This window comes from Veillonella sp., assembly GCF_015058545.1.
Classification (GTDB): Bacteria; Bacillota; Negativicutes; order Veillonellales; family Veillonellaceae; genus Veillonella_A.
In genome coordinates this window covers 21,601-33,158 of sequence record NZ_SVCB01000074.1, presented here as the reverse complement: position 1 = coordinate 33,158, position 11,558 = coordinate 21,601, and the positions used below count along the sequence as shown (strand labels likewise).

The 11,558-nt window shown below is 46.0% G+C and carries 12 protein-coding genes and 1 riboswitch; all 12 genes read right to left on the bottom strand.

Going from position 1 to position 11,558, the window contains the following annotated elements; all coding sequences use genetic code 11:
• Nucleotides 1–66 precede the first annotated feature (66 nt).
• The gene (gene thiC, locus E7204_RS05190; protein ID WP_295182400.1) at nucleotides 67–1,422 is read right to left on the bottom strand and encodes a phosphomethylpyrimidine synthase ThiC; all 1,356 of its coding nucleotides are present in this window, start codon (nucleotides 1,420–1,422) and stop codon (nucleotides 67–69) included.
• A gap of 123 nt (nucleotides 1,423–1,545) precedes the next feature.
• A riboswitch (TPP riboswitch) is annotated at nucleotides 1,546–1,647 on the bottom strand.
• 135 nt (nucleotides 1,648–1,782) lie between these two features.
• Nucleotides 1,783–2,058 carry a GNAT family N-acetyltransferase gene (locus E7204_RS05185; RefSeq protein WP_295182397.1) on the bottom strand — a complete coding sequence of 92 codons (276 nt, stop codon included), beginning with the start codon at nucleotides 2,056–2,058 and terminating at the stop codon, nucleotides 1,783–1,785.
• 157 nt (nucleotides 2,059–2,215) lie between these two features.
• Nucleotides 2,216–2,425 carry a (4Fe-4S)-binding protein gene (locus tag E7204_RS05180; protein WP_295182393.1) on the bottom strand — a complete coding sequence of 70 codons (210 nt, stop codon included), beginning with the start codon at nucleotides 2,423–2,425 and terminating at the stop codon, nucleotides 2,216–2,218.
• Between the two features lie 165 nt (nucleotides 2,426–2,590).
• Entirely contained in the window at nucleotides 2,591–3,430 is an 840-nt protein-coding gene (locus E7204_RS05175) for a pirin family protein (RefSeq protein ID WP_295182390.1), read from the bottom strand.
• Nucleotides 3,414–3,833 carry a MarR family transcriptional regulator gene (locus tag E7204_RS05170; RefSeq protein WP_295182387.1) on the bottom strand — a complete coding sequence of 140 codons (420 nt, stop codon included), beginning with the start codon at nucleotides 3,831–3,833 and terminating at the stop codon, nucleotides 3,414–3,416. The genes E7204_RS05175 and E7204_RS05170 overlap by 17 nt, the downstream gene beginning before the upstream one ends.
• A gap of 455 nt (nucleotides 3,834–4,288) precedes the next feature.
• Nucleotides 4,289–4,366 carry a putative holin-like toxin gene (locus tag E7204_RS09610; RefSeq protein WP_366483540.1) on the bottom strand — a complete coding sequence of 26 codons (78 nt, stop codon included), beginning with the start codon at nucleotides 4,364–4,366 and terminating at the stop codon, nucleotides 4,289–4,291.
• A gap of 179 nt (nucleotides 4,367–4,545) precedes the next feature.
• Nucleotides 4,546–5,124 (bottom strand): hypothetical protein, encoded by a 579-nt coding sequence (locus E7204_RS05165; RefSeq protein ID WP_295182384.1) that lies wholly within the window; start codon nucleotides 5,122–5,124, stop codon nucleotides 4,546–4,548.
• A gap of 149 nt (nucleotides 5,125–5,273) precedes the next feature.
• The gene (locus E7204_RS05160) at nucleotides 5,274–6,401 is read right to left on the bottom strand and encodes an ABC transporter substrate-binding protein (RefSeq protein WP_295182381.1); all 1,128 of its coding nucleotides are present in this window, start codon (nucleotides 6,399–6,401) and stop codon (nucleotides 5,274–5,276) included.
• 25 nt (nucleotides 6,402–6,426) lie between these two features.
• Nucleotides 6,427–7,281, bottom strand: a complete 855-nt coding sequence (locus E7204_RS05155; protein ID WP_295182379.1) for an ABC transporter ATP-binding protein — start codon at nucleotides 7,279–7,281, stop codon at nucleotides 6,427–6,429.
• 3 nt (nucleotides 7,282–7,284) lie between these two features.
• On the bottom strand, nucleotides 7,285–8,292 hold the full coding sequence (locus E7204_RS05150; protein ID WP_295182376.1) for an iron ABC transporter permease: 1,008 nt from the start codon (nucleotides 8,290–8,292) through the stop codon (nucleotides 7,285–7,287).
• A complete protein-coding gene (locus E7204_RS05145; protein WP_295182373.1) occupies nucleotides 8,292–9,287 on the bottom strand; it encodes an iron ABC transporter permease in 996 nt (331 codons plus the stop codon). The genes E7204_RS05150 and E7204_RS05145 overlap by 1 nt, the downstream gene beginning before the upstream one ends.
• 12 nt (nucleotides 9,288–9,299) lie before the next feature.
• Complete coding sequence (locus E7204_RS05140) at nucleotides 9,300–11,534, bottom strand: TonB-dependent siderophore receptor (RefSeq protein ID WP_295182369.1); 2,235 nt, start codon at nucleotides 11,532–11,534, stop codon at nucleotides 9,300–9,302.
• Nucleotides 11,535–11,558 lie beyond the last annotated feature (24 nt).

The window sequence follows — 11,558 nt, the reverse complement described above, 5'->3', positions numbered from 1 at the left end:
TCCGGCGACGGCTGCCCGTTCCGTCCTCTTATTTATAAACTAACTATATATAGATTATATCACATCTTACCGAATCGACACGTCTTCCCCTGCCAAGATATGTTTCATGGTGCGAGCCGGGCACATTTTACCGCACATGGTGCAAGTGCCTTCGCATTCCGGTTTACTGGATTCATAATAACGACGCGCTTTTTCAGGATCGATCGCCAAGGAAATCATAGTATCAAAATCTACTTCCGCTCGGGCTTTACTCATGGCATCGTCCCAAGCCTGAGCGCCCGGAATGCCTTTGGCCAAGTCTGCTGCATGGGCGGCAATACGCGTAGCAATGATGCCTTCTTTCACATCTTCAACGGTTGGCAAACGCAAATGTTCTGCCGGCGTTACATAGCAAAGGAAGTCAGCGCCGCAAGAACCGGCAATGGCCCCGCCGATGGCGCTCGTAATATGGTCATAGCCCGGCGCAATATCCGTTACCAATGGTCCCAGCACATAGAAAGGCGCATTATGGCAAAGGCGTTTTTCAAGCGTCATATTAGCCGCAATTTCATTGAGCACCATATGACCCGGGCCTTCAATCATAACCTGCACATTGTGTTCCCACGCGCGTTTAGTAAGCTCGCCCAAAGTGATGAGTTCTTCAATCTGGGCGGCGTCGGTCGCATCATGGGTGCAACCCGGACGACATGCATCACCAAGGCTCAAGGTTACGTCGTATTTTTCACAAATTTCTAGCAAGCGGTCATAGTATTCATAGAACGGGTTTTCCTGTTTATTCATTTCCATCCAAGCAAAGAGTAAGGAGCCGCCACGGGATACGATGTTGGTCAAACGTGGATTATCTTTGATACGTTGCGCCGTTTTTTGATTCATACCGCAATGAATCGTCATGAAGTCCACACCGTCTTTCGCATGTTGTTCCACGACGGAGAAAAACTCATCGACGGTAATGTCTTTGAGGTCTTTGTCAAGCATGCCTACCGCATCATACATCGGCACGGTGCCAATCATGGCGATGGACATATCGATAAGCTTGCGACGGAATTCTTGAGTTTTACCAAAATTCGACAAGTCCATGATAGCTTCCGCCTTCATGGCAATGGCATTGCGCACTTTTTCCAATTCTTCATCCAAATTATTGTGTTCCGGCGAAACACCAAGGTTTACATTAATTTTAGTACGGCAGTTCTTACCTACCCCTTCCGGCGACAAACTAGTGTGCATCTTATTGGCCGGAATCGCTACCTGACCGGATGCCACGAGGGCCATCAAATCGTCCAAACGCATCTGTTCTTTTTCAGCTACCGTCTTAAGCTGCGGCGTTACCAAACCGCGGCGAGCCGCATCCATCTGCGTCGTGTACTCGTCACTTTTTGCCAAACGTACATCCTGCATGTTTACTGTAAATTCCGAACTATTCATTTTAGCCTCCTTTGCGCTATACCTAAGCGCGAATCCGTGAAAATAGTCACGTTACATGATCTCCCTAAATAGGTTATACGCAAAAAAGCCAAAATAAAAAGCTCATCCACGCGGATGAGCTTTAAAAGTCCTGTACAGCTTTCCTACGTCGGCATTATCCGAATCAGGTCAAGGGTCAAGTGTTCACGCACTTTTCTCAGCCATAAGGCTCCCCTAGCTTTTTTGTGTATTTCTTACATTATAGTACAGGTTATTGTGAAAAACAACCATTTATAAAAATTGGTAATCAGCTAAGACGACTTCAATTTTATTTATTAATCACTCCGATTTACATGCGAATACCTTTACATGTGAACGCCATTACATGCGGATATCGGCGTACTCAGGACGACGGTCAAATTCCTTTTTAGCAAACGGGCATAACGGCATAATTTTCAAGCCCCGTTCGCGAGCCTGTTTCACAATTTCAGCCACTAATTGGCCGGCAATGCCTTGGCCGCCGTAGTTTTCATCAACCAAAGTGTGGTCGATAATCCAGAATTTATCGGATGGCGAATAGGTGCTTTCACCGATATTTTTATCGCCATCATAGGCAGCGGCTCTGTTCTTTTCAGGTTCATGTACAACTTTAATCATTTCCAAAACCTCCCTGTCTTTAACTGTTACCGGCGGAGTTTACCGCTACCGCCGGAGTTTACGGTTACCGGTGGAATTTACGGTTACCGACGGAGTTTACGGTTATCACCGTCACATTCCGCGCGGCACAGTTTTAATCGTAAAGCGTCTTAAATTTTTACTTTTCCGTATACGTTAATGCTCCGGACGGGCATTGATCAATGACCTTCTTAATCTCTTCGTCAGTACCGTTTTCAGGCATAATCCAAGGTCTCCGACTCACATCAAATACGGCCGGTGCGCCTTTCACGCATTTTGCTGCATGCTCACACAAATCAGCATTCCAATGAATGACTAAACCATCAGTCTCATAATTTTTTACTGCCATATTAGCATCCTCCATCGCCGTTATACGGCCAAAATCCCACTTAGGATATTAGAAATTCACTACTCTCTCTACTCCTATTATACTGTAAAACCGGCGAATTACGCAGTAATTCATACTAATAACTAGACAATTATTAGAATTTGTTCAGTAATTCATCCTTAACGCTTAATAGTCTAATTCTGTTTTAACAAAAGTGTTATTTCTCAAATCAACAAAGGCCTGTCTAACTTCATCTTCCGTGTTCATTACAATCGGGCCCGCCCAGGCTACCGGTTCATTCAAAGCCTTAGATGCGATGTACAATACTTGCGACGGTTTATCGCCGTTTTTAATGGTAACGCTGTCACCTTCGGTCAATTTAACGGCCGTTTTTTCTTCAATATGTTGGCCGCCTACTTCAATATCGCCAATCAAGGTGAAAAGCATAACAGATTCATCTTTACCCATGGTCAAAGTAATTTCAGCACCTGCTTCAAGCTGGAGGTCATAGTAGTTGAGCGGTAAATGTTCACCCACATAGCCCTGATGCTCTTTGTACGAACCGGCTAACAAACGAAGTATGCCGCCTTCAATCGGAATTTCTGCAATATCTGCTCGCTTAATGCCGTGATAGCTTGGTTTGCTCATTTTATCTTTTTGCGGTAAGTTGAGCCAAAGTTGAACGCCCAATAAGCGTTCGGACGCCGGCACTAATTCTTCGTGCAAAATACCGGAACCGGAGTTCATCCATTGCACTTCCCCATCGGTAACGGCTTCTTCATTGCCAAGGCTGTCCTTATGCACCATTTTACCGCGTGATACATAACTGATTGTTTCAATGCCGCGATGCGGATGCATTGGGAAACCTGCCGTATAGTCGGCCGGATTTACACTGTCAAACGAGTCCAACATCAAAATCGGATCAAACTCTTTAATTGTCTGATTGCCTAATACACGCACTAATTTTACACCGGCTCCGTCAATTGTTTGAAAGCCTTTTACTGTTGTTTTAACGGTTCTTTTCATCCGTCTTACCTCCAATTTTTCTTAAAATTGCTACTAAATTTTCTTTTTCTTTTTCATCAAGCACGGAAAGTACATCCTTTATCATGGCTATGTTTTCCGGTGCCAATTGACTGATAATTTTGCGACCTGCTTCAGTCAAATGCAGGATTGATACGCGGCGGTCATTTTTATCCGTCAAGCGCTCAATATACTTCATTTTTACTAAATTATTAACAATAACCGAAATTGTGCCGACGCTGCTCAAAATGTGCTCGCGCACGGCGCCCACCGTAAGATCGCCCTTGCTGTACAAGGCTTCCAGCACCATGAACTGGCTGAATGTCACTTCATACTTAGCTGCCAGGTCCGCCGTCAGCTTATCGAGCATATTGACACTTCGGTGAAGGCCTACTAAAGCTCTCATTTCTAAACTCTTCAAAGCATCAACCCCTTCATACGATGTTTTCCTAAAATACTATTTCGTCAACCCTCGGGGCCGTGGGATTCAATCCCTCCTTCTCCGCCAAGGTGGACATATAAATTACATTAGATTATATAGATATCTTTCAAATATATCTAATTAGATGTATCTAACTAGCTATATTATAATCTAAAATTTTCGATTTGTAAAGGCCTCGGTTACAAGCTAATAAAATTTTCTGTACATTATGAAAATTTTGTACAAAAACACGCTTATTTTATAAACACTTTTTTACCTTTTATGCCCATTTCTTTTGCCTTTACAATACACTTGTGTTATACTTAACGTACAAAGAGAGTTATTAACGTGTGTTGGCGTTAGGCTCATCTAAATGGTTGGAAATGATAGACCTAACGTGTGAAGTACTGCGAATACTTCTTTTACGTTAGGTCTATTTCTTATCTTTTAAAAGAAATAATTAATACCACAAGTGTAGCAAAAGCTATCATTAAAGATAAGTCTTCATATACAGTCATAGTATCACCGCCTTTCATGGCGATGAACCTAACTCACGTTAATGACTCTCGAAATATAGTATAGCACTAATCAAAAACAAAAGGTACATAAAATATGCATAATTTATGTTGCATATTTTATGTACCTTTTTGTATTTATGTCAGATAATTTCATATTTTACCTAGGACATCTCAACAGGTTATTCCTTGCGCATCATGATTAAATTCCCCTGTGCATCAAAGATGCCGGTGTATTTTTCACAAGCCCCCTCGATATGAATGTGCGCACGGTACATGCGGGCATCGATATCGAATTCATAGATTAAATCTTTGGCCACTTTGCCCTGTTCAATAGACTTAGCCTTTTCATCAGCAATCTTATAAATTTGCGTTATCTTTGAAAAGTCAATGCTGTTAATCGGCATAATGTTATCATCCATATTGCCGTCACCGGTCAACTGCACCGGCTCGGGACCGGTCCATTTTCCATCAATATAGGTATAGTGGTCAACCTTATCGGTCGTATCCGGTTTTAGCAAATCAAGGTCAATCACATTGCCAATACCTTCATGATCCGCGATAGTCACATCTTGGAATAGTTTCAAATCTTTCCCCTTGAGCTCCGGCAACTCGCGAAGCTCATTCATCGCTTTTGTAATTATCGTCTGGTCTGTAAAAATGCTCGGCTGTGTCGGGGCCGAAGTCTGTTTATCCCCCATACAACCGGTCATAACAAATAACGAAAGTATCATCATCAGCAATGTCAATATTCGTTTCATAAGTCACCTCTAAATTCGCTATCCCTAAACAAATCATCTTTATCAATCGTCCCCAAGATTGAATCTTAAAAATGTCTTATCATGATTATATTTTATATTAAAAATGACTCATTGACAATTCATATTATAACGTTCCGTGAAATTAAGTTTTATTTTACCGTCGTCAAATAACGTCGTAAATCTTCAATCGCTCGCTCCTTGGCAATAATCCCGTGAGCATTCCAAAGGACCGGATTTACATTGAGGATATGACCGTCTTTAACAGCCGGAATGGTCTGCCACAACGGATCGGTCTGCAGTTCTTCATAGTATTTTTGAGCCGCTCCGGCATTGCCATTACTGCTCGGGCCATAACCACTGGCTACAATCAAATACTCCGCCTTGAGTTCCGGCAACATTTCCAAGGACACCACATTGGTATCCCCCGAATCTTGGGCCACTGACATCGGATCCGGACGCAAGTTCAAAAGCTCATACATAAAACGATTAATATCGTTCGTCGAATACGGATAGAGTCGCACTTCTTTGCGCATGACACGCAAAAGGGCGACAGGTGCATTGCCGATATGACCTTTAATCTCCATGCGGGCCTCTTTGACATGGTTATAATAGCGTTGTAAACGGTCCGATGCCTCTTTTTCACGATTCAGAATGCGCCCTAAGGCCAATAAAGTCACTTCCGTATCTTGCAATTTAAGTGCTGCTACGGGGGCAATTTTACTGAGCGCCACATAGGTGTTGCGGTCAAAGGAATCGCGGAGCAAAATCAAGTCCGGCTTGAGCGCCTGTACCTGCTCCATGTTGATAGCCTTAATATTTTCGTTGATGCTGATAGGTTCTACCCCTTGGGCCGTCAATTCGTCGTGAAGATAAAAGGTTGGCGGATTATAGGCCCCCACCATAGGTGCACCGAGAGCCGCCATAGGGTCTTCCAAGCGAATAACAACGACCCGCTTGGCTTCTTTAGGAATCACGGTTGTACCGTATTTATGCTTTAGAATCAGCTGCCCATCTTTTTCGGTAAAAAGAGCATCCGCTTTCTTTTGCATTTGCACGCGCCGGTTGGCCAGTTCCGCATCAATTTCGGCCGGCGTATCACTGCGCAATACAGAAGCCTCAAATAGTGGCTTAGGTTTAGCATTGGCAGCCGTTAAGCTCGGTTTTACCGACCAGTTTATATTGCTGCAGCCGGCGAGCAGGACCATCGATAAAAGGCCGAACAGCGTTAACGTATTACGCCAAAGCTTCGTTGGGCACCACTTTTTCAAAATTCTCATAACAAGCCTCCCCTATTCAATCGTCTCATAGGGAGCCTCCCACATTTTGCGGAATGCAAAACGTCAAACGCGTCAGCGGGTCTTTCATAATCATGGCGGTAATGCCGAATACATCGGCCAACATGTCAGCGGTGAACACTGTTTCCGGGGAACCTTCGAAGCGAACGGTCCCATCCTTCATGGCAATAATATGGTCCGCGAAACGAGCGGCCTGATTGAGCTCATGAAGTACCATGATGATAGTTTTACCATATGTCTTATTAAGCTCAGCCACTAATTGCAATACTTCAAGCTGATGGGCAATATCCAAGAAACTGGTAGGCTCATCCAAGAATAAAATTTCCGTATCTTGCGCAATGGCCATAGCAATCCAGGCGCGTTGACGTTGCCCGCCGGACAGACGATGAATCGGTCGATCTTTTAAATCTTCCAAATGCGTCACCTTTAAGGCCCAGTCAATAATATCCCGGTCTTCCCGTTTCATACGGGTGAAAATGCCGTTTTTATACGGAGCTCGACCATAGGCAATCAGTTCACGTATGGTAAGACCTTCCGGCGCCGTCGGATGTTGCGGCAAAATAGCGATTTTTTTAGCCAAATCCTTCGTATTTTCCTTATGAATATCTTGCCCATCAAGATAGACCGTCCCCGCCATAGGTGTAATGATACGGCATATCGTTTTTAGTAAAGTCGACTTGCCGCAACCGTTGGAACCGATTAAGGCCGTTACTTTGCCACGGGGAATCGTAAGGTTTAAATCATCGATAATGACGGTTTTATCATAGCCCGTGCGCAAGCCTTCTATCCAAATATCTGTTTTTGTAGACGAATTTGCTACATCTTGATTCATTGCGGACTGATTCGCTGTAGAATGGTCCATGATCTAACCTCGCTTCCGTGCCAAAATAAAGAGAAAATACGGTGCCCCGATAAGCGCTACCACGATGCCCACCAACATTTCATCCGGGGCAATAATAACGCGGCCCACCCAATCGGCGGTTACCAAAAGCCAGGCGCCGATTAACGCCGTAAGGGGCAATACATAGGTCGCATCAGCCCCTACCAAGCGGCGCGCAATATGCGGCGCCACAAGGCCGATAAAGCCGATACTGCCGCCAACCGCTACACAGGTGGCGGCTAAAATAACACCTAAAATTAAAAATCCCAAACGACTGCGTTTTAAGGATACGCCAAGACCGATGGCCGTTTCATCGCGCAGACTGAGAATATTTAAAGTCGTCCTATTTGAATATAGTACAACGGCTAAAATCAGTACCACCGCCACCAAAATTACCACATGAGCCCATGTATTTCCTGCAATATTTCCGATAATCCAGGTGTTGACCTGATTGAATTTTTCAGGCGATAACATAACGATTAATAAGGTCTGTAACGCATGAATACCGGCTGTTAAGGTAATACCGCTGAGCACCAAGGCATAGGTGCCGCCCGCTTCGTTTTTACGCATAGCCAGTGCAAAAATACTCCCCGCCGCGATGAGCGCTCCCACAACCGCTACAATGGGCAGCGACCAAATAGGAAGGCCCTGATCCACAGGCGTTAGAAAAATTAAAATCATAACGCCCAGGCCGGCCCCGGCATTGACGCCCAAAAGGCCCGGTCCGGCCAATTCATTGCGCGTAAGCTGCTGGAATACAGCCCCGGAAAGAGCGAGTCCCATGCCGATTAGCACGGCCAATACGGCGCGTACCAAACGAAAATCAAAAACGATGGTATTTTCTTCCGCCGTGCCACCGCCCAGCAAAATAGCCAATAAATGACTATGCGAATAATAGGTAAAACCGGTGCTCACGTGAAGGAAAAAGAATAGTACTAACAAGGCCAGAAAAGCCGAACTGTAGAGGGCAAATTGTTTTTGACGCAGCGTCATTACCTTGCCCCCTTTCGATTCGCTAAATAGAGGAAGAACGACACCCCAATGAGCGCTGTAATAGCGCCCAAGGGTATTTCAAAAGGCGATGCCGCACCGCGGGCTACTAAATCGGCGGCTACCAACAAAATAGCGCCTAAGAGTGCCGTAATGGGAATGACTTTACGATAATCAATCCCCACCAATTGGCGTGCCATATGGGGTGTCACAAGCCCTACAAAGCCGATAGGTCCCGCAATAGCTACAGCAGAGCCGCAAAGAATTAATACGGCGAGGCCTGCCAAAAAGCGAATACGTCCCATATGGCCGCCCAGACCAATAGCCATCTCTTCACCGAAACTGAGCAACGTTACAGATTTTGACAAAGCCACCGCCATAATAAGCCCCAAAAGTGTCCAAGGCCATAAAAGGAGTACCTGTGGCATGCGCACGCCGCTGATACCGCCGGCCGTCCAATAGCTCAAATCTTGAGCTACATCAAAATAGACGACCAAAGCTTGCGTAATAGCGAGCAATACGGCACTGACGGCGGTCCCTGCCAAGGCCAAGAAGACCGGCGACATACGACTGCCGTTGCGATTCGCCAAGGCCATGATGATAACCGTCGCCAGCGCTGCACCGGCAAAAGCAAATAGTATGGTAATGTTCAAACTGCTGTCAGGCAAGAGAATCATAGCTACCGCGAGGCCCAGTGCAGCACCGGAGTTAACCCCCATAATAGAAGGGCTGGCCATGGGATTATTCGTAATTCCCTGCATCAAAGCCCCGGCTACGCCAAAACTGAGACCGCAAGCCAACGCCAACAAAAGCCGTGGCACACGCAAGGTGCGCACCAAGAGCTCATCCACTTGCGACGGATCATAGGCGACTAGCGCTTTCCAGATAATCGGTAGCGGAATATGACGAGCCCCTACGGTAAGCGAATAGCCGGCTAACAGAATGAGTCCTACGAACAGTAAACTCCCCAAAAGCCAAGGTCTTTTATACCAATTCATACATTGCCTCGATTAGAAGTCAGCGGAAACGGATAAGGTAAAGGTGCGGCCTTTGCCAAGATAGATAGCATTCGTGGTGCTGCCTTGAAGGGCATGCCATTTAACGGTATCAAGTACGTTGTACACATTGGCGCGTACGGTCATTGGTGTTTTATCCCAAGTAAATTTATAACGGGCACCCAAATCCCAACGAACCCATGGGCTTGTGCTGAGTGTATTGGCCATATTTACATAGGCCTTGCCGTTATAGGTCAAGCGCGTATTAACGGATAAGCCTTCCACGCTCTTAATGTCCTGTTCTACGCCAATAACGCCGCTCCAACGCGGTACCCCGGTAGCCTGATTACCTTCGTAGCCGGCATAGGAAGAAGCCAAGGTAATGTATTTAGCATCCATGAAGGTAATACCGCCCAAAATACGGGTACCTTCACGTGGTTCACCGAATACGCTGAGCTCAATCCCGCGGTTACGCTGTTCACCGGCTAAGGCATAGTAGTTGTCATCCGTGGTGATGAAGCTTGGGTTTTTCATGGTAAAGGCACTAAGGGTAGTGGCGATTTTACCAAAATCAAATTTGGCGCCCACTTCGTATTGCGTTGTTTTATACGGTGAAAAAGTGTCACCTGCATTGACTGTGCCGTCCGGCGCCGTTTCACCTAAGGATAAACCCTGCGCATAGTTGGCGTAGAGGGACATACGGTCGTTCACTTTATGAACGATGCCAAAAGTTGGCGTAAAGGCCGTTTCGTCATAGCGCGTCGTGCTCTTTAACGTGCTGCCGCTGTAACTGTAAGAGGTGTCTTTTACCTGCTGGATACGACCGCCGAGAATAAAGTTCCAGCGATTATCGGCCGTGGAGATAATATCGTTAATCCCCACACTTTGCTGCACGCGATTATCACGAATCAAGTACGGACCATAGCTGCCGTCGGTATAAGTCTGCCAAGAAGGGCTATACACATTCGTTGTATAGGTTGGCGTTACACTTGGTTTATCTTCATACACTTTGTAACGGACCTGGGAAGCGGCGATGCTTACTTCATGAGACAAGGAGCCGGTTTGCACATGACCGCGAACGCCAAATTCACTGGAGATTGCCTTATTGATCTGACGGTTGTGCACATAGCTGACTCTGGCGTTGCCGTTTACATTGTTCAATAAGAAACGGTTAGATAAGCCATCCTGAGAGGTATTACGCATACCAAAAGCAGCCCAAGCGGCCCAATCGTTGTTAAGGTCATATTCCCCTTTCCACAAGGCAAATTTCTCAGTCACACGGCGATAGGTATCCGGTGCCCCGAACGTAGCGTCATCGCTCACACTCGGCAAGGCTGTAAGCTTATTCGCCGTAGCCTGCGACATAGTTACCTGGTACTGAGGGTTTTCAATATCGTTATAAATATAGCCCATATCAAGGGAGGTACGCCAACGTTCGCCTTTGGCGTCAAAACCCATAAACACGGTGTTGGCGCTGTTGGATTCATTCTTGTACGCATCTTCCTGGCTGCCACGGTTTAAGATATTGAGACGAACCCCGTATTTACCGTCGTTAAAACGGCGGCTCATATCGAGTTGTTGTGTGAACTGATGGCCTTCACCATAAGTAAGGGTCACCGTATTTTTATCTTCGTCACCGGCATGCTTCGTTACATAGTTAATAACGCCGCCTACCGTATCATTCGGCGCCATACCGCTAAGCATAGCGCTCGGTCCTTTTAAAATTTCCACGTTTTCAAGGTATTCAATGCCCGTATAGTAACGCGGAGCAACGCCGTAAATGCCATTCAACTGCACATCCTGTTGGGTCGTTTTAAAACCGCGGATACTCCATGCATTGGATGCACCGGACAAAGTCAAATCCGTTACGGACGGATCATTGGCCACAACGTCGATAATGTTGCTAGCCTGCTGGTTCTGCATGGTTTCTTCGGAAATGGAAATCACATTGAACGGCACTTCCATGAAGTCTTTTTTGCCCAAAACACCGATACTGCTCTTACGCGACACCTGGCCGCCGGCATACGTGTCTTCAGACGCTGTTTCCGGCTGAGCCTGTTCTACTACGGGCTCTTTCTTTTCTTCCACTAAGGTAACTTTGCCCAAGTCCTGCAAGTTACTGTAATCACGGGCCGCTTCAACCGGACTGCCCACAGTGACACTCCATAAACTGCCTAATACTAAGGCGCCCAACACACGACCGGCCAGCACCGCTTGGCCTTTTTTCACACGCACACCATTTGTTTTCATTAACGAGGTCTCCTCTCTCAAAAC